This window comes from Pseudacidobacterium ailaaui, from assembly GCF_000688455.1.
Classification (GTDB): domain Bacteria; phylum Acidobacteriota; class Terriglobia; order Terriglobales; family Acidobacteriaceae; genus Pseudacidobacterium; species Pseudacidobacterium ailaaui.
Genome location: NZ_JIAL01000001.1, coordinates 1956195 through 1981228, shown reverse-complemented (window position 1 = coordinate 1981228; position 25034 = coordinate 1956195). Strand labels below are relative to the sequence as shown.

The window sequence follows — 25034 nt, the reverse complement described above, 5'->3', positions numbered from 1 at the left end:
ATTTTCAGAAAGCATTTCTGTTGGAATGGGCCATCAGCAAGGCAAGCATCAGGACCCATATTCTTTTTCCAAGATGGGACCTTCAGACTGCTGCGCCCGGCGTGACCATGCCGGCCTCATTTTAGAATGATATCTGATTCCTGCGTTGGCCATTTCGTGGCGAGAGGCCGACAGCTTTCATCTGTGGCTCAAGTCGCTGGCTTTGCCTGTCTTCTTCAATCCGGCAGCGCATGCAGGCCTCTTGTTCCCTGTGGATACAGATTCCGAATGCTGAAAGAGAAACTCAGAAATCTCATGGGTGTGGCCGCCGGAAGTGCGCTGCTCGCAATCGGCGAAGGGTCCGCCCGGATTTGCACGATGCTCACGCTGATTCTGGTGAGCAGAAAGTTTGGTGTCTCCACGCTTGGCAGTCTGGCCCTTGCGCAAACCATGGCCATCTACATTGCGCTGGGTATAGACGCTGGGGCCCGTCATATCGGGGCCAGACTCATTGCAGCCTGGCCGGATAAGGTGACCCCGGTCCGGCAACGGATGCAGGCCAAGCGAAAGCTCCTTGCCCTGATCGCCGTCCCTCTCGGACTGATCTACGCGATCGCTGGGCCCATACCGCAGGATGCGCGGCTGATGGTGTCCCTTTATGCGCTTGCCGTGGCCCCGTACTGTCTTTCCCTGGATTGGGTGCTCTGGGGCGCCAAGCGGTATGGATCCTTGTCGATGTCAAGAGCACTGATCAGCGTCTTGTCGCTGGCGGCCCTGGTCCTTGCGGTCTTCTTTGGGGCCGACCCCCGCTGGGCCATCCCTGTGGCGGCGGGGATCGGATATGCCGGCAGTGCTGCCTACTCCAGATGGCAAACCGGCCGCACGTTCCAACAGGGTCCTGACAGGGCAACAGCTTTGCCCCCGGACATCGTCACAGATACTCGCTGGAAAGCGGTCCTGGTGCTGGGTGCAGCGCTCGCATGCAACCAGGCCTTTAATAATATTGATTCCCTGTTGCTGGGCGCGCTGACCAATCTGCAGCAGGTGGGCCTATACAACAGCGCCTACCGCCTGCTCACAGCATTGCTAGGGGTCTACTATCTGCTGACCACGAGCCTCTATCCACGCATCGCAGAGGTCTCTCCGGAAAATCGAAGTGGCAAAAAGCTAAGGTCCTACCTGGTGGGCCTCTTTTTGGCTGGGACTCTGCCTGCTTTGCTTGTAATGCATTTCAGCCGAAAAATCATCGTCGGAATCTATGGTCAAAATTTTGCGCAGGGCGCGCCGATGGTTGCAATCCTGATTCTGGCCCTGCCTCTGGATTTTGTGACCTCCTTCTGCGGAGTGACCCTGGTGGCATGGGGTATGTCCAGGCGTGTGTTGATTGCCACCGCCTCCGCTGCAGCGGTGAACATCGGAGCAAATTTCTATCTGATTCCGCGATATGGAGGGTTAGGAGCAAGCTGGGCCACCTTGATTTCCTACATGGTACTGCTGGTCATCATGCTGGCCATGTTGCCGTGGCAGACTCCAGCGTCCCGGCCTTCTGCTGTCGTTAAAATAGAGAGCTAGGGCGCTCCATGAAAGTTGTGATTGCAGATCTGTGCGGAACACTCATTCTTGAAAACACGACCCACGGCTATCTCGCGTCACTTCCGTTTTCTCCTTACCTTGTCGCCCGCAACCGACTTTTACGCAGTCGCCTGGGTCAGATGGCGAATCGCCTCGCTGGCCGCGATTTTGCCCGGGAACAGCTGGTCCGATCCTTGCGCGGCTGGTCCATCGAAGAGTTGACAAAGTCTGCCCAGTCTTATGTGCAGGCTGCGATGGCCGAGAGGATCTCAGTGCCGGTCCGTGACGCATTGTTGGAAGCGCGAAGAAACGGATCCAGAATTTACCTGGCTACATCCAGCCTGCAACCCATTGCTGAAGCTGTGGTGCAGATGCTGGCCCTGGATGGATACATCGCAACCACACTGGAATTTGATCGTTCCGGACGCTGTACCGGTAAAATTCTGAACGATGTGACGGCAAACAAGTGGCGGACGCTGTGCCGAACATTTCCCGAGATCCGTTCAGCGGAAATCACTGTCTATACCGATAATCCCGAAGATACCGATCTGAAGCAGGTGGCGAAGGTGTTCCATTATCTTGGAAGGTAGACTTTGCTTTCACCTGGACCCAAGTGAGGTTTTTTTGTTTGATTGCAGATTCGCGCCAGAAAATATTGTGGGAGAAGCTGCTGGACGGCCTCCATGTGCCACTGTCCTGAGGTGGATATGCCGGACTTCTCATTGATTGTCGCCACCAAGGACCGGACCGAGGAATTGGCCCGTCTTTTTGCCACACTGAAGGAACAGTCATACCGGGATTTTGAAGTGGTCCTTGTGGACCAGAACCTGGATGACCGGCTGGCTCCCATTGTGGAGACATGGCAATCGCATTTCGAGATCCAACACCTTCGCTCGGAACCGGGCCTGTCTCGTGCACGGAACAAGGGATTGACCGTTGCCAGGGGGGAGCTGATTGCTTTTCCTGATGACGACTGCTGGTATCCGAGTGATACGCTGCACAAAGTAAAAATCTGGTTCGCGTCGCATCCAGAGTATGATTTCCTGTCTGGGTGTGCCAGGACTGAAGAGTTAAGACCCACCTCGAACCGCTGGATGCCGGCCTCCTGTGAAATCAAGCCAAGGAATGTTCTCCGTACCGGCATCTCTTTTACGCTGTTTTTCCGGGCGCATGCCCTGCGTGCAGTGCACGGATTTGACGAGTCGCTTGGCCTTGGGGCGGGAACGCGATTCGGATCAGGCGAGGAGTCCGATTGCGTCTTTCGATTGCTGGCGGCAGGAAGCAGAGGATGGTTTGCACAGGAGTTGACCATCTATCACCCCGATAAAACCCAGGACTTCTCGGAATCGGCCCGGAGCCGCGCACGGAGCTACGGCATAGGATTGGGACATCTGTTGCGCAAGCATAAACTCCCCTTGAGCTATTCACTCTATACGTGTGCGCGTCCCGCTGGCGGATGGCTGCTCGCTCTCGCCCGTCGTAGCCCGGGAGCCGCTCTCTATTGGGCGACGCTAAAGGGGCGCCTGGAAGGATACTGGGGGAGATGATGACGGGCTTGTGCTTCCTTAGAAAGACCCCGCAGCACATGCGGTCCGGCTTCGATCCGCTATTTCTTCTGTGTGCTTTCGACTATTGTGGGCAGGTGGCATGAGATGCCTACATTGCTTGGAATCATCTTTCTCTTTCTCGGTTTGTACTTCTTCAAGAAGAAACCAGAGAAGCTTTCCGGTCTGCTGATTGTTTCAAGTATTTTCGGGGCCGGCTCCGTGGTCAATTTTGGAAAACGGGGGCTTCAGCCGTTCTATTTGATTGGAATCCTGCTCATGGCCCAAAGGTTCCTCTCTTGGGTCCAGACCTCCCGAACACGAAGGGGCTTTCAAGGCAGATTGACAATGACATTGTTTGCAGCGGTTGCGATCTTGGGCGCAATCATTCTCCCGCACCTTTTTGCGGGGGTCCCAGTCTACGATCCTTCCCAGGGGATTGATGCAGGCCTCTTTGTCAGGCCCCCACTCTCATTCAAGTTCAGTAATGTTGTCCAGTCGTTTTTTTTAATCATTGACTTGGCCGTGGTCTATATCGCCGTTACCGCAAAGGAAAGCTCTGATCGCACATTGGAACAATCCTTTGACTTGGCTTTTTATCTCCTGGTCAGTTATGTCTTTGTTCAGGCGGTCTTTAAATCCGCGGGGGTGGACTTTTTTGTTGATAAGCTGATTCGGAACAATCCTGGTTATTACGTGACAGACCTCGATATGACCCCGGGGCCGCTGCGGGTCCCAGGGACGTTTTCAGAACCATCCATGGCTGGCGCTTCTCTTTGCATGTTTGCCGTGGGGTATCTCGCGGACATACTTTTGAATGGGCGCTCGTACATGAAGTTCTTTGTCAGTCTCATGGGCACCATGATTGTCTTGTCCTCTGGTTCGCTGGCCGCTATGGCGCTTGTTGTTCCGTGCCTCCTCTTGGCACGCCCCCCTTATCGCCTCCCTTGGCATCTTAACTTGACCGTTCTGAAGAGGGTCTTGATCGTCCTAGCCCCTGTGGTTTTGGTTGTACTGACCGTCTTCGGTGTACCAACCATTCGCGAGGAAATTCTGCACTTTACGGTTGATAAGGGTGCATCGGTTTCGTTTGTGTCTCGGGCTGCCTCTGATCTTTATGCTCTGCAATTGACAGGCATGACTCATGGTTTGGGTGTTGGCCTTGGCAGTAACCGGCCATCCAGTCTGCTCACGATGCTTCTTAGTAATGTCGGCGTCGTGGGATCTACGCTGTTTTTCTTCATGATTGCCCGTCTGCTGAAAAATACGCCCATGTCCAAGCAATGGGCCAGGTGGTCCGTTGTTGGAGTCATTCTGGCCATGATCTTTGGCGTTCCGGATTGCACATTTCCTGTCATGTGGGCCGGTCTGGTTCTTTGCGTATACCCATCACGTCCGTCTGGAGACCTTGCAAGTAAATCCATTCAAGCTGGCCCTGCTCTCTGCCTCGCCTCCGGACATTCTGACCTCGGGAATAGCTCCCTCGAAAATGGCGGGCCTGCTTCATGAATGCCATCAAAATTAATGGCCGCTTCCTGGCCGCGCCTGTAACTGGAGTACAGCGTTACGCCCGTGAACTACTGAGAGAAATGGACCTGATTCTTTCAGAGAGCACGAAGCCCCCTGTCGTCTTGGAACTGCTGGTACCGCCTGATGCCGCAGATTTGCCCCCTTATCAATGCATTCGCATGCGTAAAGTCGGGCAACGTCGGGGACATGCGTGGGAGCAGCTTGATTTGCCGCGCTTCTGCGAGGGAGATCTGCTCTTCACTCCTTGCGGAGGCGCCCCGCTCAGCTATCCTCGCCACGTGATCACGATCCATGACGCGGCCGTATGGGCAGCTCCTGAAGGCTATTCCCTGGCATACCGAAGTTGGTACCGGATCCTGCACGGACTGCTCGCAAAAAAGGCGAAACATATTCTAACGGTATCGGAGTTTTCCAAAGCAGAGCTGGTCCACTGGACCCATGTGCCTCCGGAAAAGATTACCGTTACCTATCTCGGCGGCGAACATGTAGATCGACTACAGGCAGATGAAACCGTGTTTTCACGGCACGGAATCGATCGTCACCGATATGTTCTTGCTGTAGGTTCTCAAAATCCCAATAAAAACCTGTCTGCACTGGCAAGTGCAATGAAGGACCTGAGAGACATGCGCTATCCACTGGTCCTGGCTGGAGGCCGCACAGATGGTGTGTTTGGTGAGGTGGCCGATGTCGAAGGGAATATCAAGAGAATCGGGTATGTCAAGGACGAAGAGCTGAAGGCCTTGTATCACTCTGCGGCCTGCTTCGTTTTTCCCTCAAAATACGAGGGCTTCGGCCTTCCTCCTTTGGAGGCTGCCTATCTGCGTTGTCCCACGATTGTTTCCGGACAAGGTTCTCTCAGAGAGATTTTCGAGGGCATTTCGCTGTTCGTAGACCCGCTTGACCCGCACAGTATCGCCCACCAGATCCGTAAGGCTTTGACCGGGGGGACGCTGGACCGGGAGGAAATTCGGCAACGGGCGCTCAAGTACAATTGGCGGAGTTGTGCCAACAAGACCCTGGATCTTTTGCAGCAGCTAAGCTAGGCCCCACGTCTGCCTGGGTGCGATCTGGCCATGTCGTTTCGGCTCCTGCGAGAAAAAATCGGAGGGGCTGGACCGGGCCACAATGAGTCTGTGGCGCAGGCCTTATCGGGCTGATGCATGCAGACCCAGGACCTCTTCGTAAACCGCGAGCGTTCGCTCCGCCATTTTCTCCACGGAGTACTCCTTAAGAACGCGCTCCTTTGCGGCCTTGCCGTATTGCTCGCGAAGGTCCGGCCGGTGTAATAGCAATTGCATCGCTTCGGCCAGAGAGGATTCGTCGCCAGGAGGCACGGTGAGTCCGGTCTCGCCATGAAGCGAAACCTCTGGCACTCCTGAATCAATCTCTGTATTGATGACCGGAAGTCCGGCCGCCATCGCCTCCAGTTGGACGAGGCCAAAGGCTTCGGCCCGCGTGACCGATGGCATGACAAATATGGAGGCAGCCTGCATGTAGGGCCTCAAATCGCTGACGCGCCCCAGCATCTTCACCTTATGCCCAAGATTCCTGCTGTCAATCAGAGATTGCAGCTGGGGCCCCTGTGGTCCTGTTCCGATCAAAATCAATTGCGCATCCACGGACTGCATCGCGCGAATGAGAACATCAAAGCCTTTGTAGGGAACAAGGCGGCCGATCGCCAGAACCAGCGGACCTTCCAGCGTGGGCTCCGGCTTGGTCCCCGGTTCCGGGGGGACAGTCACCTGCCGGAAGTCAATTCCTAAGGGAATCACCCGGCATTTGTCCCGGTATGGGGCCAATTCCGGAGAAGACTGCAGATATCTTTGCGACGTAGCGATAATCACTGCGGCACGGTCCATTGCAGTCCGTACAAAGCGGTCACTTAGTTTACGCAGGAATTTGCGTCCCAACGTATCTGCATGGTGCGTCAGGATGAGCTTGCCACGATGGCCGCTCTGCAGATAGGCGAACGCCGCGCCAGGATTGGGTACATGGATGTGCACCAGATCTGCCGGGGAACGTCGAATCGCCTGAATCATGCCCGGACAAACCGGCATGGAAGCTATGGTCCCCCAGCGCGCCAGCCGGGTCACGGAAACACCTTCGAGCACTGCGTGTTCCGTGCGCCGGACGTCGTTGGAAACCAGGACGCGCACCCGAAACCTGCCCGCCTGCCGTACAGCCAGGTCCCGCACATGCGTCTCTATGCCCCCGTTATGGGGCGGATAGAACTTACCCACATGGAGCACGGTATACTCAGGACTCATACGTATCTTCGGCCATCAGCCGTGTGGAATCCTTGATCGATTGTCCATGCTTAATGGCCACTCTGTTTCTTCCGCTCGAAATACCGCTCCATAAACTTGGTATCAAATTTCCCTTCGCGGAAGTCCTGGTCCTGAAAGATACCGCGATGCAAGGGGACCGTCGTGTGGATCCCCTCGACCACAAACATGTCCAGAGCACGCCGCATCCGCGCCATGGCCTCTTCGCGGTCCTTGCCGTAGGTAATCAGTTTGGCAATCAACGAATCGTAGTATGGAGGCACATAGCCTTCGGCATACTGCGCCGTGTCGACGCGAACACCGTTACCTCCCGGAAGATTGAAGGCAGTAATCTTCCCCGCGGAGGGTGTAAATTTCTCCGGATGCTCGGCGTTAATGCGGCATTCAATCGCGTGTCCGCGAATGGTAACCGGGTCCGGAACGATACTGGACAGCTTCTCCCCGGCAGCGATGCGCAACTGCGCTTTGACCAGATCGATACCGGTAATCATTTCCGTCACCGGATGCTCGACCTGGATGCGCGTGTTCATCTCAATGAAGTACAACTTGCCACCTTCATCCATCAGGAACTCGACTGTTCCTGCGTTCTGGTAGCCCACAGCTTCCAGGGAGCGCTTGAGTGTTTTGCCAATTTCGTCGCGCAGTTTCTGGCTGACTTGAAGGGAGGGCGCCTCTTCAATCAGCTTCTGATGGCGGCGTTGGATGGAGCACTCCCGTTCCCCCAGAGACATTACATTCCCATGCTCATCGGCCAGGACCTGAAATTCGATATGACGCGGGCGCTCAATAAATTTCTCCATGTAGAGGTCGCCGTTGCCAAAGGCATTGGCCGCTTCGGTCTGGGCGGCATGAAAGAGACCGGGCAGCTCCTCGGCCGAGCGCACAACACGCATCCCGCGTCCTCCGCCGCCGGCAGAGGCCTTTAAGATCACGGGAAACCCGACCGACTTGGCCCACTCCAGGGCCTCCTGCTCGCTCTGGATGACGCCGTCGGAACCGGGAAGAATGGGCACTTTGGCCTTTTTCATGGCCTGCCGCGCCTTTTCCTTCTCACCCATCAGGCGCGTCACTTCCGGCGGAGGGCCGATAAACTTGATGTTCGACGCGCGGCATACTTCCGCAAAGTTTGCGTTTTCGCTCAGCAGCCCATAGCCGGGATGGATCGCATCCACATCGGCGATCTCCGCAGCGCTGATGACCGCCGGAACATTGAGATAGCTTTCTGCAGAGCGCGGGGGGCCGATACAGATGGCCTCATCAGCAAAACGCACGTGCAATGAATTGCGGTCGGCCTCGCTGTAGACGGCCACGGTGCGAATGCCCATCTCTTTGCAGGCACAGATGACGCGCAGTGCAATTTCGCCTCGATTGGCGATCAATACTTTCCGAAACATAAAAGGTCAATTCAAACGTGGTGTTGAAGTGCTTGTTTTTGTAGTAGTCTGGCGGACCATCCGGACCTATCTTGGCTTCAGCGCAAACAACGGCTGACCATACTCAACGGGCTGGCCATTCTCTACAAATCGCTTTACCACTTCGCCCGCTGCATCCGATTCAATTTCGTTCATCAACTTCATGGCTTCAATAATGCATAGGACCTGCCCCTGCTCTACCTGGTCGCCAATTTTTACGAAAGCAGAGGCACCCGGGGAAGGAGACTCATAGAACGTGCCTACAATGGGCGACTTCACCACGTGCAGCGAAGCATCCTCGCTTTGCGCTACCGAAGCTGGTGCAGCCGCAGGGGCCGGTGCCGCCGGAGTGCTGGCTTGGACCGCCGGCAGAGAGGCCGGAACAGGCGCAGTGGCCGGAGCAGCCGCCAAAAAAGGCGCCAGACTGGCCAGGCTGGCAGGCGCCCCTTCCTGTGCGAACTTCACGCGCACCTTCAGGTCGCCCCGCTCCATGTCAAATTCGCCAATCTTGTTCTCTCTCAGGAACTCAATCAGTTCCTTCAGTTGCTTCATTTCATCAGCATTCATTTTGTCTGTCTCGCTAGCTTTACCGCATCATAATTGGATCATGGCCTTGGGTGCAGGAGTCAGGACCCTGGCACCCGATTTTGTTACCGCCACCATGTCTTCGATACGGATACCAAATTTTCCTTCAATATAAATACCAGGCTCAATTGTAACCACCATCCCCGGCATCAGCACCTGGTCCTGCTTTGCAGCCACACGAGGAAGCTCATGGATTTCTATGCCTACTCCGTGTCCGGTGGAGTGCGTAAAGTATTGGTCCAGGCCCGCATTACGAAGCACTTGGCGTGCGGCCTCATCCACTTCGCCGCAGGCAATACCGGGACCCACCGCCGATACTGCCGCCTCCTGTGCCGCAAGTACGGCATCATAGGCGTCTTGCTCGGCCTTTGAGGGCCTGCCCAGATAGACCGTCCGCGTCATGTCTGAGCAATAACCATTGAGGATAACACCGAAATCGAGCGTCACAAATCCTCTGCGTGGAAGTCTCTTTTCCGTCGCCCGGCCGTGGGGAAAAGCCGACCGTTTTCCTGAGGCCACGATTGTTTCAAAAGACATTCCCTCCGCTCCCAGACTCCGGGCAAAAAACTCCAGCGTCGCGGCAACTTCGATTTCCGGCACGCCGGGCTGCAGATGCGGCAATACGGCTTCAAAAAGATGGCAGCCGAGCAGCGCCGCTTTTTCCATGACGAGCAGCTCCTCGGCATCCTTGACCATGCGTAAGTCCATGGTCAGCGGTCTTTCGAGTGGCTGGAAAAATGTCTGCTGCCTGCGCCTGCTGACTGCTTCGCGCATCAGTCCGAGCGCGGCCACCGTTGTGTTCTGCGGATCATAAAAGGCCCGCCGGGCCCCGGATTTTTCTATCCAGGAGCATGCTTCGCCAAGTGCAGATTTTGCCGCAATCACTACGCGCGCGCCAGTGGTTTCAAGCTTTGCCTGTGCAGTGTAGCGTCCATCAGTGAACAGCACGGCCCGTTCCTGCGTCACGGCAAGGGCCGCATTGGACCCTGTAAAGCCGCAAAGATAGCGAACATCCGGAAGGTGGGTAATCAGAACAGAGTCCAGTTTCTGTTCCCGCATTTTCTTACGCAAGGCGCGCAAACGTCTTTGGTGGTCCATCCTTTCTCAAGATATCAGGGACTCAACAGACAAGGCTGGATTGGCCAGCAAGCCCCGAGACACTGTCCGTCCAGAAGTCCTCAGTCCTGCACGCTGCGGGCCGGGCCCTTATACTTTTCTTTGCATGAAGCGCATTTACGCAAAATTTCTGCTCTCGGCCACCTCGCCAGAGCAATTTCCGGCTCCTACGGTGCCGGAAATCGCCTTCCTGGGCCGCTCCAACGTAGGAAAGTCCAGCCTGCTGAATGCGCTGCTGGGAACAAAGCTTGCTCATGTCTCCTCCACCCCGGGACGTACACGCGCGATCAACTTTTTTTCCATCACCGATTCGCCCCAGCGTCAGCAGCCGCAATTGTATTTTTCTGACCTTCCCGGATATGGCTATGCCAGAATTTCAAAATCCATAGCCGCCGGATGGCCGAAATTCATTGAGCCCTACCTCACCGCACGACCGGCACTTGCGCTTTGTCTGTGTCTGGTGGACAGCAATGTCCCTCCGCAAAACAGCGATGCACAACTGATTGCATTCCTCAGAAACGTGGGTCGTCGCTTTCTGGTCGTCGGGACCAAGGCCGATCGGCTCTCAGGGAACGGGCGCGCGAAGGCAAAATCTGTTTTGCGCGAAGGCCTGCAGATCGACGATCTGCTGCTGTGCTCGGCCAAGACCGGAGCAGGAATCAAAGAATTGTGGACCGCCATTCATTCAGCCGCGGAAGAATGAGATGCTAAGGTGCTTGATAAGGCCGCAATGCGCGATAAAGCTCTGCCATTTCCTTAAGGCCGACCGCCTCGGCCCGTGCCTGCAACGATACCCGGGCCTTTTCGGCCGCTCCCCTCAGCTCCGCCTGCTCATACCCGGCTGCGCGGAGATTATTGAGCAGGGTCTTGCGCTTCTGTGCAAAGGCCATTCTCAGGAATAGGAGAAACCCTTCAGCATCTACATTCAGTGCCGTAAAACGCGGTGCAAACGTCAACCGCAGCACGCTTGAATAGACCTGCGGAGGTGGCGAAAATGCACCCGGAGGCAGCGTCATCACTCTCTCAACCTGCCCATACATCTGTGCCGTGGCTGATAACAGCCCATAGTCGCGCGACCCCGGCGCAGCTGCGACCCGGTCTGCTACCTCGCGCTGCATCATCACAACAGCTCGTGAAATGGTCGTATGATGGCGAAACAGATGCAGCAGAATGTCCGATGTAATGTAATAAGGCAGGTTTCCGACCACGACCAGCTTTCCCTCGCCTCGTCGCAGAGTGGCAAGATCTACTGCCAGGATGTCTTGTTCGATGATCTGGACATGATGCAGTTGAGCAAACTGCCCGCGCAGTCTCGCTGCCAGATCGCGATCCAGCTCCACAGCCAACAGTTCCCCGGCAGTCTGCGCAAGCAGTTCAGTGATGGCAGCCTTACCAGGACCGATCTCGACCACGGTGGCATTGGAAATATCGCCCAAGGCCTCCACGATGCGCCGGCACGCGCTGCGGTCCGTAAGAAAATTCTGCCCTAATTTTGCTTTCTGCGGCATCTTATCAAAGTTGTTGTTTAGAAAAGTTTAGACTGCTATCAGGCATGTAAACGATCCTACGAACAGGAGACCGCCGCACACATGCATATTGTCTTTGCCGCGTCAGAATGCCTGCCTTTTATCAAGACCGGGGGACTTGCCGACGTGATCGGCTCTCTGCCACGCGAAATCGCGCGGAAAGGCCATCAGGTCACCGTCTATCTTCCTTTTTACCGTCAGGTCCGCGAGCATTTTCCTGAAAAAAAGATTGCCCTGCCCAGCCTCACAATTCCCTTCCAGTATTACAACCGCTTTGCGGCCGTTGTGGATGGCGGAAAGCGCGATGGCGTGCAGTATTTCTTTATCGATTGTCCGGAGCTTTTCGACCGCGAGTCTCCTTATGCTACTCCAGCGGGCGATTACCCTGACAATTGGGAACGCTTTGGCCTCTTTTGCCGAGCGGTACTCGAAGCCAGTAAGCAGCTTGGCATACCAGACATCTTTCACGTGCATGACTGGCAGACTTCCCTGCTGCCCGTCTATCTGCGGACTGTCTATTACTTCGATCCTCTACTGCGCAACGTCGGCACGGTGCTTACCATCCACAATGCCGGATACCATGGCCTCTTCCCTCCGGTCACGGTGGAACGTCTGCTTTTGCCGTGGGACATCTTTACCCCGGAAAAAGTCGAGTTTTACGACTCCTTTAATTTCCTCAAGGGCGGCATTGTTTATGCAGACATGCTGACCACTGTGAGCCACAAATATGCGGAAGAGATCCAGACGCCAGAGTTTGGCCATGGACTGGAAGGGGTGCTGCACAAGCGCGCTTCTGACCTCCGCGGCATTCTCAATGGTGTGGATTACAGCAAATGGGACCCGGCCACGGATGGCAGGATTGCCGCACACTACTCCATCGAGGACCTGGAAGGAAAGGCCGAGTGTAAACGCGATCTGCTCCATGCCTTTGGCGCGCCCCACCTGTCAGAAGATACGGCGGTGCTGGGGATTGTTTCCCGCCTGGCCACGCAGAAAGGTTTTGACCTTACCGCCCAGATCATCGAGCGGCTTACTTTTGAAAACATCTTTCTGGTTGTGTTGGGTACAGGCGAACCATATTATGAAAACCTCTTCCGCTCCCTGCACGAACGCTTTCCGGAGAAAATTTCTGTTCGTATTACCTACGATGAAACGCTGGCCCATAAAATTGAAGCCGGCGCTGATATTTACCTCATGCCATCGCGGTATGAACCCTGCGGCCTGAACCAGATTTACAGCCTGAAGTACGGAACCGTCCCCGTGGTACGCGCCACCGGAGGACTGGACGACACCATTGAAGAATGGGACCCACAGACGCACACCGGGACCGGCTTTAAATTTGCCAACTATGCGGCCGATGATTACCTTCAGGCCGTCCAGCGTGCTCTGACCGTCTTCAAAGACAAGACGGCCTGGCGAACGCTGATGCGCAACGGTATGAAGCAGGACTATTCCTGGGCAAAACCCAGCAGTGAGTACATCGAAGTCTATCAGGAAGTGGCGCGGAGGCGCAGTTAGACCGGATGCCACATACCTCCAGCACGACTTTTCGGGTGCGCTATGCCGAGACGGACCAGATGGGCGTTGTCTATCATGCCAATTATTTCGTCTGGTTTGAAATGGGCCGCGTCGAATTTCTCCGCCAGTTAGGGTTTGAGTACAAGCAGATGGAAGTTGTGGACGACTGTCATCTGCCAGTCGTGGAGGCGACCTGCCGCTACAAGTCCCCGGCCCGCTATGACGAGCTGCTTACCGTGGAAACACGTCTTTCTGCACTGCGTTCTACTGTGGTCCGGTTTGCCTATCGCCTCCTCAGGCCAACAGAAGAAGGTCCGCAATTGCTGGCCGAAGCGGAGACCACGCATGTAGCAGTGAATGGAAAGATGGAGACGCGGCCATTGCCGGAAAAATATGCCGCCCCTCTGCGTTCGGCCCTGGCCTGATTTTTCCGGACCGAAACCATGACCTCCCCAGAAGTCCCTCGCAACGATTACACTGGTTGCGCCCGAAATTCCCTGCCTGAAAGGACATTCTGGATGAAGTTCTCTCTCGTTCACGCAACCATGCTGGCCGGCGCAACGCTTCTCCTCGCCTCCGGCTGCGAAACCGGACGCACCAATAAACTGCATGCTACCTGGCAGCACGTGTCAGACGAGACGACCACAGGAAAGCCGCAGATGGCCAGCACTGCTCCCGCTACCGGGCAGCCTCCGGTACCGGGTTCTCCCACCGCTGCAGGGCCGGACGGCCTGCAGCCGGAGCAGGACAGCGAAGCCCGGCCCAGCCCTGGCGTGGAAGCAGGCAAACCCATTCCTTACAACCGCCAGAAAAAGGACCCGTTCGAGCGCCAGTAGAGCGGTGGTAGCAGGCCCTCCAGGCACTTCTGCAAAGTGCGAGGCAGAGGGCCGCGCTTCTTTCTCTGGGAATTTACAATCTTTCCGTGGCCAAACTCTCGCACTTTGACTCCTCCGGCAGCGCCCGAATGGTGGACGTGAGCAGCAAATCTGCCTCGCGCCGTGAGGCCGTTGCGTCGGCATTTGTTGCGCTTTCACCAAAGGTCCTGGCAGCCCTTCCGGACAATCCCAAGGGGAATCCGCTTGAGGTTGCGCGCTTTGCCGGTATCCAGGCAGCAAAAAAGACAGCTGATCTCGTCCCCATGTGCCATCCGCTGCCGCTGACTTTTGTTGACGTACAGACAGAGACTACCGCAGATGGAATTTCCATCCGCAGCAGCGTTGCCACAACAGCGCCGACCGGGGTGGAGATGGAGGCACTCACGGCTGCATCCGTTGCTGCGCTCACCATCTACGATATGTGCAAAGCGCTGGACAAAGGCATCGTCATTCAAAACATCCGGCTGGAAAAGAAAACCGGCGGCAAAAGCGGAGACTTTCAGCGCCCGGAACGGTCCTGACTTTCGCAGGGGTCAAACCTCCCGCTCATAGGGCAGATAAGCGGGCTCCCAGATCTCGGCTTCCAGCGCTGTAAGAAAGGCAGCTTCGTCTTTTACGCCCGCCAGTCCCTCTGCCAGGGCCTGCCTGCCCACGGCCTCGGCGACCACGCGGCTTACCCTGCGCGACTCTGCAAGGGGCGGCAGTAATCTTCCGTTCTTGTCCTGCAGAGTAGGTGACAGGCCGGCAAGCGCAGCGGAAGCAGCCATAATCATTCCGTCAGAAACCCGCTGCGCTCCGCAGGCAATGATCCCCAGCGCCAACCCTGGGAAAATATATGAGTTGTTCGTCTGGTCAATCTGGATGCGCCTGCCATTCCATTCCACAGGAGGAAATGGACTTCCGGTGCCTACGATGGCGCGGCCCTCGGTCCATTCCAACAATTGCTGCGGAGTGGCTTCACTTCGCGAAGTCGGGTTTGACAGAGGAAAGATGATGGGCCGTGCTGCATGTTTCGCCATGGCGCGGACCGCATCCTCACTAAAGGCCCCTTGCTGACCAGAGACCCCAATCAACACCGTGGGCTTTGCATTTCGGATGACATCTGTAAGCCGAATCTCGCTGGCATGGGACAGTCGCCATCCCAGCACCTCTTCTCTTTTGCGTACAAAGGGAAGCTGCTCGGTCCGGATGTCCTTGCCACCTTCCACCAGCAGGCCTCCTCGATCAATCGCATACAAATGCTGAAGGGCCTCTTCTGCGCTCAGGCCTTGCTGCCGCATTTCTGCAATCAGCAGAGTGGCGATGCCAATCCCCGCAGTACCGAACCCGAAAATCACAATCCGCTGGTCTTTCAGCGGAACACCTGTGACGTTCACTGCAGAAAGAAGCGTCGCCGCAGCAACGGCTGCCGTTCCCTGAATATCGTCATTGAAGGTGCAGATCTGGTCGCGATAGCGCGCAAGAAGACGGGCAGCATTCGCCCCGGCAAAATCTTCCCACTGCAACAGGATATGGGGCCAGCGCTTTTGGACCACCGACACAAAAGCGTCCACAAAATCGTCGTATTCCTGCCCGCGAATACGCTGGTGGCGCCAGCCGATATAGATCGGATTCTTCAGACGCTCTTCGTTGTCAGTCCCCACGTCGAGCAGGACCGGCAGGCAGTGCTCAGGATGGATCCCGCCGAGGGCCGTGTACAGCGCCATTTTGCCGATAGGAATGCCCATGCCTCCGGCCCCCTGGTCGCCGAGGCCAAGGATACGTTCGCCATCACTCACAACGATGCAGCGAATGCAGTCATAGCGCGGGTGGGAGAGGATCTGTTCGATGCGGTGCCGGTTTGGATAGCTCAGGAAGAGTCCGCGCGGCTTGCGCCAGATCTCACTAAAACGCTGGCAGCCTTCCCCTACCGTTGGTGTATAAACAATCGGCAGCAGCTCTTCAATGTAACGCGACAGGAGGGCATAGAAAAGGGTCTCATTCGTGTCCTGAAGGTCGCGCATGTAACTGTACTTTTCAAAATTTGTGGCCAGTCCGTCCAGTACCTGCTTGCGGCGCTGCATCTGGTCTTCCAGCGAGCCGACGTGTGGCGGCAGCAACCCGTGGAGGCTGAAGATATCCCGCTCCTGTTCCGTAAAAGCCGTACCTTTGTTCAGGCGCGGATTATTCAGCAGGTTGAACCCTGAGAGTTTGGTTCGAATCGTCTTGGCCATGGACATCAGATGACAACTACACTCCCTTATATCCCGTTCTGGCGAAGAGGCGCTGCTCTTCTATCTGGAAATGGATTTAGCCTGCGCGGCCATAGCATGGTCCAGTTCGCGGTAGATTTCCTCATTACGCAGAATGGCCTGCACATATTCGCGTGTTTCTGTGAAGGGAATGGATTCGACAAATTCATCCATTCCGCTATAGCTGCCCATGCTCTGCCAGTCGGTCACGCGATTTTCCCCGGCGTTGTAGGCAGCAAAGGTGTATTCCGGCTGGTCATGGAACTTGTCCAGTACCTGCCGTAAATAGCGGGTCCCCAGGCGGATATTCAGGACCGGGTCCAGCAGATCATTGGCAGTGAAATGCCGGATACCCTCCTCCTTCGCCATGCTTCTACCCACCGAAGGCAGAAGCTGCATCAACCCATAAGCATTGGCGCGCGAGATGGCATTGGGATTGAACTCTGACTCTTGCCGGATCAGCGATGCCACCATATACGGGTCCAGGCCATTCTTCTCTGATTCTGCCTTGATGGTAGACCAGTAGGCCTGAGGGAAGAGAATGCGCCAGTATTCCATGGGCAGCGCGTCCAGGGGTGCGGAAGCATAAAAGGGCACGGCCCGCTTCATCGCCCGCATGGCGCGCCACGTCTCTCCATAGGAGGCGTAGATTTTGGCCTCGGCCAAAGCTCCCCATGCTTGGCTACCATCGGCGGCCTGGATTTCCGGCGCAATATATTCGTTCAATCCGGCATTGGCCAGCAGACGCGCGCGCACCACATGCGGATCGTCCTCGGGGACGTCATCGGAAAGTTCGGGGATGGCCTCCGGGTGCATCTCATCCAGAAATGCCAGCGAGGCGGACTTTACGCTGCCCAGCTCCTCAAGCCGCTGCTGGGCCAGGGTCGCATAATAGTAATGGCGATAGACGCGCGCCACCGTCCGATAATAGGCCGCAGCCATCTCTGGCCGGCGCTCCTGGTCTTGGTAGATGCGGCCGCGCCAGTAAAGGGCCGAAGGAATCTCTTTTCCCCCGTGATAGACCGCAATCTGCTCGTCCATCAGCCGCGCAGCTTCAGAATATTGTCGGATACGATAGTTGAGCCAGGCCGCACGCCAGTGTGCGCTGGGAGCATAAGGATGGCGTGGGAAGCGCCGTGCCAGCTCGCCATAGTATGCAATGGCCGTGGGATAGTCCTTGCGCAGCAGATACATATTGCCGCTGGAATAGAGGGCTTCTGCCAGCCACGGGCTTTGCGGAAAGCGCTGCTCCATCTGCAAAACGAGGTTGCGCTGCGTCTCCCCGTCGTCTTTGTCGCGAGCATACTCCACCAGCAGATACATGCGGCGCGCTCCCGTTTCGTCTTGACTGTCCGGTATGTGGTCCAGCTCTTCCTTATTCAGACGCTTGAGTTTGTAGTCGCAGTGCGCGGCCGCAACCAGCAGGGCGTCCTTCAGGCCGTCGGTCACTGCGGGGTCCTGGGCCAGGGCGCGATATTCTTCCGCCGCATCGCTGAAGCGGCCAGCCTTGTAGAGAGCATCGGCGTGGCGGCTGCGCTCCTCCACCGTAAGTGAGGAGGTCGCACCCATCGCGGAAAGCTGCGTCTTGGCAATGGCTGCTTCGTTACTCAGAGGAAAGCCCAGAAAGACCCTGCGAAACATCTGGGCCGCTTCCGTAGACCGGCCCGCCATCTGATACGCCTTCGCCAGGGCCAGTTGATAGTCAGCATGATTGGCAATCGCCTCACTCTGGTGAGCGTTCAGGACCCGCAGCGCTGCCTGAGGGTCCCCCTCCTGCAGGAAAAGGTTCGCTTGAAGTACCGGAATGCTGGGAACAAAGATACTGTCTGGGTGCTTCTGCGCAAAGCCGCTCAGGATCGTTTCCGCCTGGGGCAAATTGTTGGATTGCAGGTCGGCCTGCGCTTCAAGGTAATCGGCGTAATCATCCAGTGCATTGCCCTGGAGATTGGCCTGACGGAAGGCCTGCACTGCTTCCGGATATCTGTGGTCGAGCAGATAAGCATGGCCCAGCGCAATGTATGCCGCAGCCGATGCTTCACCGGTGTGCGCACGCGCATAGGCCGTTACACCAGCATATGCCGCAGGAGTGCGCATCACCGCCAGTTGCTGTGCCATGGGCCGAAGCTGGGACGAAGCCACGAACGCCTGTTGCAGCTTGTGGCTCTTGGCCCTGGCCCGCGCAGAGAGAGGCCGCCGTCTTCGGTGTGGAGTGTGTTTGCTCCGCGCGGGGCTTGTTGTCTTGCGCACCACATGGCTCGCACCGTGTTTGCCAGACCGCGGGGCGGTTGCCGTGGCCTTATGTTTCTTATGGGTGGAGGATGAAGCCGTCTGGGGCCAGCATGTTCCGGACACCAGAACAGCAAGGACCATCAGCATCCCAATCCGCAACCAGCCTGCAACTCCCTCTTTCACGAACCTCTGCATTCTTCCGCCTGTATTCATGCTAAGACGAAATGGAGGCAAATGTTGCGCAGTGTTATCGAAGGAGATTCAAGGCGTTCCTTATTCGCAAATGATGCTGCTTTGCTGCCGTGCTTTTGGCCCTTTTCTTTCCACGCATTTACTATAGAAAAGGAGTCTTGGGGCCTGTGCATTCTTCTTTGCCGCAACGCTCCGGTTAGGAAAGGTCGAAGTTCCTGAAGCCATCTGTCATGCCAGACATCCAAACACAAGGGACCGAAGAGGTCCACCCGGACGTTCTGCTCGTCAACCGGGCGCGGGAAGGAGATGTCGAGGCGTTCGAGAAGCTGGTGAAACAATATGACCGCCAGGTCTTCCGGATTGCCCAGCACATCACCCAGAACCGCGAGGACGCCGAAGATGTAGTGCAGGACGCCTTTTTAAAGGCCTACGAGAAACTGGACCAGTTCCAGGGAAACTCGAAGTTTTATACGTGGCTGGTACGCATTGCTGTAAACGAAGCCCTGATGCGTCTGCGCAAGCGGCGCACCGGACGTATGGTTTCCATTGACGAGGATGTAGAAACAGACGAAGGGTCCATGCCCCGCGATCTGGCCGACTGGGGACCAGACCCGGAGCAGCAATACAGCCAATCGGAGCTGGCTGAGATTCTGCGCAAGACCATTCAGGGACTTCCTCCGGGATTCAGAGTGGTGTTTGTGCTACGAGACGTTGAAGGCCTCTCGACAGAAGAGACCGCAGAAACGCTGGGACTGAGTGTCCCGGCGGTAAAATCGCGCTTGTTGCGGGCGCGGTTGCAGTTGCGGGAACGGCTGAGCCGTTATTTCCGCAAAAACAAAAGGGATGGTGCAAAGTGACCTGCACAGAGTTTATTGCGATGTTGGATGACCTGATCGAAGACCGGGTCTCGGCTTCGTTGCGCGCTGAACTGGAAGAACATCTGCGCGGTTGTGAACACTGTGTGGTCACCCTGAACACGACGCGCAAGACCATTGAAATCTACCGCAGCCACGAACTCTACGAGCTCCCCAACGATCTGCGCCAGCGCTTACAGAAGGCCATTCTGGCCAAATGCAAAAAGTGCTAACTGCTATCATGAGTGTATGACCACGGTTGACGTTCTCTTTCGCTACGAACAGCATCCTTCCGAGGCCGCAATGTTCGCTCTTGGCAACATGAGCGAAGTCTATGGCATCCGCCGCATCCAGTTAAAAGAAGACCAGAAGACCATCCGTGTGGAGTACGATGCTACACGCCTGAACAAGGCCGTTGTCGCGCAGTTATTGCGCCGCGCTGGCATGAGCATCTCAGAAGAAGTTTCCCTGCTGCCGCCGCAACCGGCTGTAGAAGCACAACCTGCCGCGGCCGCACAATAAAAGTCTTATGGAGAACATCTTCGCCTCGCTTGAAGCGAGGGAAATCTACTTTCCTTCCAGGGCCTGAATCACCGTATTGATATTGGGCTGGGCATTTTTCAGGTATTCACCGACGCGTTTGCGCTCCTCCGGAGGAAGCGTCTGGGCCAGAGACAGCAGTCGCCGCAGCGTAACCGTTACATCATCAATGTAGTTCATCAATCGGATGGCTTCTCCGGAAAGGGGCATCGGTGTTCCTCATTTCTTAAGTCTTCCTTTCTATTGTGAGCGGAGTGTACAAGTTTCGTAAAGTGCGCCGCAATCAGAGAACATCAATCAACTCATCTTCCTCTTTCTGCATCCTAACGGCAGTATTCATCGCTACACCCAGAAAAACTTATGTCGAAAGTACAGGATTGCATTTTTGATATGGTGCATCGGGACGCGCGCGTGCCGAAATCCACCTACCGCGTCCAGATGCACTCCGGCTTTCAATTTAAGGACGTCGAAGGCATTCTGCCCTATCTCAAAAATCTGGGCATCAGTGATCTGTATTCGTCACCCATCTTTGAAGCCCGCAGCGGAAGCACCCACGGCTATGATGTGACCCGGCATGACCGCATCAACCAGATGCTGGGAGGGGAAGAAGGCTTCCATCGCATGAGCGCCCTTCTGCGGGAGTATGGGATGGGGCTGCTGCTGGACATCGTGCCGAACCACATGGGCGTAGGAAACGAGTCGGCATGGTGGCAGGACGTGCTGGAAAACGGCCGCACCTCTGAATATGCCACTTTTTTCGATATTGACTGGGACCCCATCCGTCCTGACATGCGCGGAAAGCTTCTGATCCCTGTTTTAGGCAACCAGTATGGAGAAGAGCTGGAGAGTAAAAAAATACAGGTCGCCATGCAGGATGGACTCCTCAAGGTCACCTACTATGACCATTCTTTTCCTCTTGCTCCACGTTCGATCCCCATACTTTTTCCTGAAGAGGAAGACCAAAGGGACGGCGTGCCCGGATGGTTTCGCGATCTTTTGCAGGAACTAGCGCACATCCCTCCAAATGACTCCTCAGATGCAGGATTGATCGCACAGCGGCAGCAGCAGCTACGCGAGCTCAAGCCCCGTCTTTTGAAGGCCCTGGGTTCGGATGAAATCCGGCCTGTCATCCTGCGCGCCATCGAGCGGGTGAATGGCGTGGAGGGAGACCCACGCAGCTTTGACCACCTCCATGCCCTGCTGGAGATGCAGCCCTATCGACTTGCCTACTGGCGTGTCTCGTCGGAAGAAATCAATTACCGCCGTTTTTTTGATGTCAATGACCTGGTTGGTCTTCGCCAGGAAGACCCCTCCTGTTTTGCGGCGACCCACCGTCTGGTGAGACGCATGATCGCTACTGGAGAAGTCACGGGCCTGCGGATTGATCATTGCGATGGTATGTTCAATCCCCGTCAGTACCTGATCCGCCTGCAACTGCTTTGCATTGCCGGTCAGTGTTTCGGTCCCGAACCTCAGGGCGAGCTTACTGCCAGCGGCCTGGAGGTAGAACTGCGAGAGGCCCTGCGCGGCTATGACTGGACGCGCAGTCAAGGCCCTCTCTATACCGTCGTTGAAAAAATCCTGGAACCGCGCGAAGTCCTCCCGCAGGAATGGCCGGTGCGAGGCACGACCGGTTACGACTTTCTCCACCTTGCCAATCAGGTTTTTATCGAACCGCGCAACGCAGCCAAATTCACGACGCTCTACGCCAGGATTGTGGGCAAAGAAATCGACCCTGACGAGCTGATCTACCGCTGCAAGCTCAAGGTCATGCAGACCTCCCTTTCCAGCGAGATTTATGTCCTGACCAACCTGCTGGACCATCTGGCTGCGAGCGACCGCCGCGCCAGAGATTATACGGAGAGCATTCTGGAGCGCGTCATTCGCGAAACCATTGCCTGTTTCCCGGTATACCGCACATACATTGACGACCGCGGCCAGTATACAGAGCGCGACCTCGCCTTCATTCATCAGGCCATCGAACGCGCCAAACATCGCAACCCTGATGTGGCAGAGTCGGCCTTTGATTTTCTGGAAAGCACGCTCCGGCTGGGCGACCATGAAGATGAAAAATATCCGGCGCGGCTGCACTTTGCTTTGAAGTTCCAGCAGCTCACCGGACCTGTCATGGCCAAAGGAGTAGAGGATACCGCATTTTATGTTTATACGCGCTTTGTTTCCTCGAATGAAGTTGGCAGCTCCATCAAAGCCTTTGGCCTCAGTCCTGAGCTTTTTCACGCCGCCAACCTGGAACGGCTGCAAAAGTCCCCTGATTCCATGCTGACCACATCTACGCATGACACCAAGCGAAGCGAAGATGTGCGCAACCGTCTGAATGTCTTGTCAGAAATGCCCTCGCAGTGGGCCTCGATGGTGCGGCGCTGGATGCGCATGAACGCTGCGCACAAACAAAAGCTTCCGGATGGCCGCGTGGCTCCCGACACAAACGAAGAGTATCTGATTTACCAGACGATCGTGGGTGCATGGCCCTGGCGTATGGAAACCACCGAGGACAGAAAGCAATTTCTTGACCGCATCAAGGAATACTGCACCAAGGCCCTCAGCGAAGCCAAGGTCAATGTCAGTTGGACCAACCCGGACCCCGAGTATCTGGATGCTGTGCATAAGTTTCTTGAAACCATTCTGCTGCCTCAGGGCCGTATGCAGGAGACACGGTTTGTTCACACGCTCCTGTCTTTCCTGCCTCCCGTGCAGTTCTTTGGCGCACTGAATTCCCTTGCACAAGTGGTCCTGAAAGTATGCTCGCCCGGAGTTCCGGACTTCTACCAGGGTTCTGAATTGTGGGACCTTACTCTTGTGGACCCCGACAACCGGCGTCCCGTCGATTTTGCCCAGCGCATGAAGGCATTGGAGCAATTGCTTCAGCAGGCGGAAAGCGAAGGCCCTGCCGCTGTTTGCGCCGACGTATTGCGGAACTTGCCGGATGGCCGTATCAAGCTGTGGACCATGCACCGCGCCCTCTCTGTCAGGAACGAACTCCATTCCCTTTTCCGCCGTGGAGACTATCTCCCTCTGGAGATTGAACTGGACCGGCAGGAAAATGCGATTGCCTTTCTCCGACTGGACAGGAGTACGCAGCAGGCGGTTCTTGCTGTTGTTCCTCGCTTTGCCTGCTCCATGATGCAGATGCGAAGCAGCCTGCCGCTGAAGGATGCGTGGGGGAAAGCGCAAATCAGGCTGCCCGATCATACACCTGCTGCATTTATCAATGTGTTTACCGGTGAAGAGGTCCACACTGAGGAAAACATCTTGCGTTTACGCGAGATCTTCACGCAGTTTCCGGTAGTCGTACTCCGCAGCAGGTCGGCGCAAGGACTGTAAATCACGGTTTAGGGGCGCCCCTGGTCTTCATTGATTTATAAAGGCATGTATGGGCAGCACTCTTCAGGCAGAAATCAAGCAGTCCCGCCCCTTCGCCAGCCAGGAAGAAGAAGCGGTGCTCAACATTCTCAGGACGGCCGACCGGATCCAGTATCACCTTCAGCAGACGCTGAAACCCTTAGGCATTACTCCTACGCAATACAACGTACTGCGTATTCTGCGTGGTGCCGGAAATGGAGGCCTGCGATGTTCAGACATCGGGGAACGTCTGATTAGCAGTGACCCCGACATCACCCGGTTGCTGACTCGCCTGCAGAAAATGCGGCTCGTGCGCCGAAAGCGGGACCCCAAAGACCGTCGGGTCATTTACACACGCATCTCGCCGCGGGGGATGGACCTGCTGGAAGAGTTAGACCCCGTGGTATGCAACCATGCGAAAGAGGTCCTGCAGGGCTTGAACAAAGAAAAACTTGGAGAGCTGATCTCTATGCTGGAAGAGATTCGCGCTCCACTTTCCGCAAAGGACTCCGTTCAGGCCTGATCCTTTTTATTTCTTGAACAGATTTTTGGCGATAAACAGCGCATTTGCAGGACGTTCCGCCAGTCGGCGCATGAAATAGGGATACCACTCGGTACCGAAAGGAACGTATACCCGCATCGGAAAGCCTTCCTTCACCAGCGACCGCTGCAGGTCCCGGCGGATGCCATACAGCATCTGGAACTCGAAAGACCTGGGGTCCAGCCCGTGCTCGCGGACAAACTGCTTTGTAGCGGCAATCATCTGCTCATCATGCGTGGCGATCCCGTGATACAGCCCGCTGGTCAGCAAAAGCTGCATCAGCTTTACAAAGTTTGCATCCACGTCCTTCTTTTCCGGAAAAGCAAGGCTCGCAGGCTCCTTGTAGGCCCCTTTACAAAGGCGGATGCGGATGCCCTCCCCGGTCAGCGTCCGAATGTCCTGCGCGCTGCGGTAAAGATAAGCCTGAATCACGACTCCCACATGGCCTCGATTGCCCGGGAGGGCATGGATCCTGCGGACCATGTCGATGGTTGCCTGCGTGTACTGGCTGCCTTCCATATCCACCCGGACAAAGGTATTGGCAGCGACCGCATGTTGTACCAGCTCAGCCACAATTTCTTCCGCCAGCCCGGGATCAAGGTCCATTCCCATCTGCGTGAGTTTCAGGCTCACATTGGCATTCAGCTTCTGGCTCTCGATGGCGTCCAGCAGCCGGTGGTACACCTCACCCGAGCGCCGCGCCTCCCCCGGGGTCGTTACGTTTTCCCCCAGGCTGTCCAATGTGGAAGCGATCCCCAGGTCCGCCAATTCCTTGGCGGCACGCACAACGTCCTGGATCTCCATGCCTGCAACAAAACGCGAGGACATCCGGCGACCCATTTCTGACTGCTCGGCGAACTTTCTGAGAGAGGCATTCTGGGAAAGAGCAATAAAAGCAGAACGAAGAATCGGCATATCTTTCTGGCGTTCAGACGAACTTTCTATTCTCTCACAGCCATCCAATTGGCCCTGCGCCAGCTTCCGGGCTTTGTCTTTGAAGGACCGGGACGGATTTTCTCAGATTTTTATCCATGAACAAACCCGCCTGTAACCTGCGGGCATCACACTTTTTGTAAGAAGTCTGCAGTCCGTTGGAGAAAAGACCTCTCCAGCCAGTCCAAAGGCTCAATTGCTCCCGCGCAAGC

24 protein-coding genes are annotated in these 25034 nt (G+C 56.1%); 15 read left to right on the top strand and 9 right to left on the bottom strand.

Going from position 1 to position 25034, the window contains the following annotated elements:
• Window positions 1-267: 267 nt before the first annotated feature.
• From N655_RS0108745 to N655_RS18120, 5 genes are all read left to right on the top strand, one after another.
• Window positions 268-1551 (top strand): flippase, encoded by a 1284-nt coding sequence (locus N655_RS0108745; RefSeq protein WP_162173529.1) that lies wholly within the window; start codon window positions 268-270, stop codon window positions 1549-1551.
• Between the two features lie 8 nt (window positions 1552-1559).
• The gene (locus N655_RS0108740; RefSeq protein ID WP_026442676.1) at window positions 1560-2141 is read left to right on the top strand and encodes an HAD family hydrolase; all 582 of its coding nucleotides are present in this window, start codon (window positions 1560-1562) and stop codon (window positions 2139-2141) included.
• Between the two features lie 117 nt (window positions 2142-2258).
• Window positions 2259-3098, top strand: coding sequence for a glycosyltransferase family 2 protein (locus tag N655_RS0108735; RefSeq protein WP_044935605.1), 840 nt, complete (start codon window positions 2259-2261; stop codon window positions 3096-3098).
• 105 nt (window positions 3099-3203) lie between these two features.
• A complete protein-coding gene (locus N655_RS0108730) occupies window positions 3204-4604 on the top strand; it encodes a hypothetical protein (RefSeq protein ID WP_044934301.1) in 1401 nt (466 codons plus the stop codon).
• The gene (locus tag N655_RS18120) at window positions 4601-5668 is read left to right on the top strand and encodes a glycosyltransferase family 4 protein (protein ID WP_044934298.1); all 1068 of its coding nucleotides are present in this window, start codon (window positions 4601-4603) and stop codon (window positions 5666-5668) included. The genes N655_RS0108730 and N655_RS18120 overlap by 4 nt, the downstream gene beginning before the upstream one ends.
• Window positions 5669-5770: 102 nt before the next feature.
• Here N655_RS18120 and N655_RS0108720 read toward each other — a convergent pair whose 3' ends face one another.
• From N655_RS0108720 to N655_RS0108705, 4 genes are all read right to left on the bottom strand, one after another.
• Entirely contained in the window at window positions 5771-6892 is a 1122-nt protein-coding gene (locus tag N655_RS0108720; protein WP_026442673.1) for a glycosyltransferase, read from the bottom strand.
• Between the two features lie 50 nt (window positions 6893-6942).
• Window positions 6943-8304 (bottom strand): acetyl-CoA carboxylase biotin carboxylase subunit, encoded by a 1362-nt coding sequence (gene accC / locus N655_RS0108715; RefSeq protein ID WP_026442672.1) that lies wholly within the window; start codon window positions 8302-8304, stop codon window positions 6943-6945.
• Window positions 8305-8370: 66 nt separating this feature from the next.
• Window positions 8371-8874, bottom strand: a complete 504-nt coding sequence (accB, locus tag N655_RS0108710) for an acetyl-CoA carboxylase biotin carboxyl carrier protein (protein WP_349509475.1) — start codon at window positions 8872-8874, stop codon at window positions 8371-8373.
• Window positions 8875-8916: 42 nt separating this feature from the next.
• Window positions 8917-10005 (bottom strand): M24 family metallopeptidase, encoded by a 1089-nt coding sequence (locus tag N655_RS0108705; protein ID WP_026442670.1) that lies wholly within the window; start codon window positions 10003-10005, stop codon window positions 8917-8919.
• Between the two features lie 124 nt (window positions 10006-10129).
• Between N655_RS0108705 and yihA the strand changes: the two genes are divergently transcribed.
• The gene (gene yihA, locus N655_RS0108700; protein WP_026442669.1) at window positions 10130-10726 is read left to right on the top strand and encodes a ribosome biogenesis GTP-binding protein YihA/YsxC; all 597 of its coding nucleotides are present in this window, start codon (window positions 10130-10132) and stop codon (window positions 10724-10726) included.
• Between the two features lie 4 nt (window positions 10727-10730).
• On the opposite strand, the gene rsmA is transcribed toward yihA, so the two are convergent.
• Entirely contained in the window at window positions 10731-11531 is an 801-nt protein-coding gene (rsmA, locus tag N655_RS0108695; protein ID WP_026442668.1) for a 16S rRNA (adenine(1518)-N(6)/adenine(1519)-N(6))-dimethyltransferase RsmA, read from the bottom strand.
• 81 nt (window positions 11532-11612) lie between these two features.
• On the opposite strand from rsmA, the gene glgA reads away from it, so the two are divergent.
• The 4 genes from glgA to moaC all read left to right on the top strand — a co-directional run bounded on the left by glgA (window position 11613) and on the right by moaC (window position 14463).
• A complete protein-coding gene (gene glgA / locus N655_RS0108690; protein WP_026442667.1) occupies window positions 11613-13067 on the top strand; it encodes a glycogen synthase GlgA in 1455 nt (484 codons plus the stop codon).
• Window positions 13068-13072: 5 nt separating this feature from the next.
• Entirely contained in the window at window positions 13073-13492 is a 420-nt protein-coding gene (locus N655_RS0108685) for an acyl-CoA thioesterase (protein WP_026442666.1), read from the top strand.
• 93 nt (window positions 13493-13585) lie between these two features.
• Window positions 13586-13903, top strand: a complete 318-nt coding sequence (locus N655_RS0108680) for a hypothetical protein (protein WP_026442665.1) — start codon at window positions 13586-13588, stop codon at window positions 13901-13903.
• Window positions 13904-13989: 86 nt separating this feature from the next.
• Window positions 13990-14463: a cyclic pyranopterin monophosphate synthase MoaC gene (gene moaC, locus N655_RS0108675; RefSeq protein ID WP_026442664.1), complete on the top strand. Its 474-nt coding sequence runs from the start codon at window positions 13990-13992 to the stop codon at window positions 14461-14463.
• 12 nt (window positions 14464-14475) lie between these two features.
• On the opposite strand, the gene N655_RS0108670 is transcribed toward moaC, so the two are convergent.
• Both N655_RS0108670 and N655_RS18115 read right to left on the bottom strand, forming a co-directional pair.
• Window positions 14476-16155 carry an NAD-dependent malic enzyme gene (locus N655_RS0108670; protein ID WP_081823803.1) on the bottom strand — a complete coding sequence of 560 codons (1680 nt, stop codon included), beginning with the start codon at window positions 16153-16155 and terminating at the stop codon, window positions 14476-14478.
• 60 nt (window positions 16156-16215) lie between these two features.
• Window positions 16216-18585, bottom strand: a complete 2370-nt coding sequence (locus N655_RS18115; RefSeq protein WP_238324610.1) for a lytic transglycosylase domain-containing protein — start codon at window positions 18583-18585, stop codon at window positions 16216-16218.
• Window positions 18586-18824: 239 nt separating this feature from the next.
• Here N655_RS18115 and N655_RS0108660 point away from each other — a divergent pair, with 239 nt between their 5' ends.
• Genes N655_RS0108660 through N655_RS0108650 form a run of 3 tightly spaced genes read left to right on the top strand, consistent with a single transcriptional unit; the run spans window position 18825 to window position 19970 of the window.
• Complete coding sequence (locus tag N655_RS0108660; protein ID WP_026442662.1) at window positions 18825-19451, top strand: sigma-70 family RNA polymerase sigma factor; 627 nt, start codon at window positions 18825-18827, stop codon at window positions 19449-19451.
• Window positions 19448-19681, top strand: a complete 234-nt coding sequence (locus N655_RS0108655; protein ID WP_026442661.1) for an anti-sigma factor family protein — start codon at window positions 19448-19450, stop codon at window positions 19679-19681. Before N655_RS0108660 ends, N655_RS0108655 begins: the two co-directional genes overlap by 4 nt.
• Before the next feature lie 16 nt (window positions 19682-19697).
• A complete protein-coding gene (locus N655_RS0108650; protein WP_026442660.1) occupies window positions 19698-19970 on the top strand; it encodes a hypothetical protein in 273 nt (90 codons plus the stop codon).
• Between the two features lie 45 nt (window positions 19971-20015).
• On the opposite strand, the gene N655_RS0108645 is transcribed toward N655_RS0108650, so the two are convergent.
• Window positions 20016-20198 (bottom strand): hypothetical protein, encoded by a 183-nt coding sequence (locus N655_RS0108645; protein ID WP_026442659.1) that lies wholly within the window; start codon window positions 20196-20198, stop codon window positions 20016-20018.
• A 150-nt stretch (window positions 20199-20348) separates the two neighbouring features.
• On the opposite strand from N655_RS0108645, the gene treY reads away from it, so the two are divergent.
• Together treY and N655_RS0108635 are read left to right on the top strand one after the other, a co-directional pair.
• Window positions 20349-23330 (top strand): malto-oligosyltrehalose synthase, encoded by a 2982-nt coding sequence (gene treY / locus N655_RS0108640; RefSeq protein WP_049961345.1) that lies wholly within the window; start codon window positions 20349-20351, stop codon window positions 23328-23330.
• A 49-nt stretch (window positions 23331-23379) separates the two neighbouring features.
• The gene (locus N655_RS0108635) at window positions 23380-23871 is read left to right on the top strand and encodes a MarR family winged helix-turn-helix transcriptional regulator (RefSeq protein WP_044934289.1); all 492 of its coding nucleotides are present in this window, start codon (window positions 23380-23382) and stop codon (window positions 23869-23871) included.
• Between the two features lie 6 nt (window positions 23872-23877).
• Here N655_RS0108635 and N655_RS0108630 read toward each other — a convergent pair whose 3' ends face one another.
• Window positions 23878-24804, bottom strand: a complete 927-nt coding sequence (locus N655_RS0108630) for a proline dehydrogenase family protein (RefSeq protein WP_081823647.1) — start codon at window positions 24802-24804, stop codon at window positions 23878-23880.
• Window positions 24805-25034 lie beyond the last annotated feature (230 nt).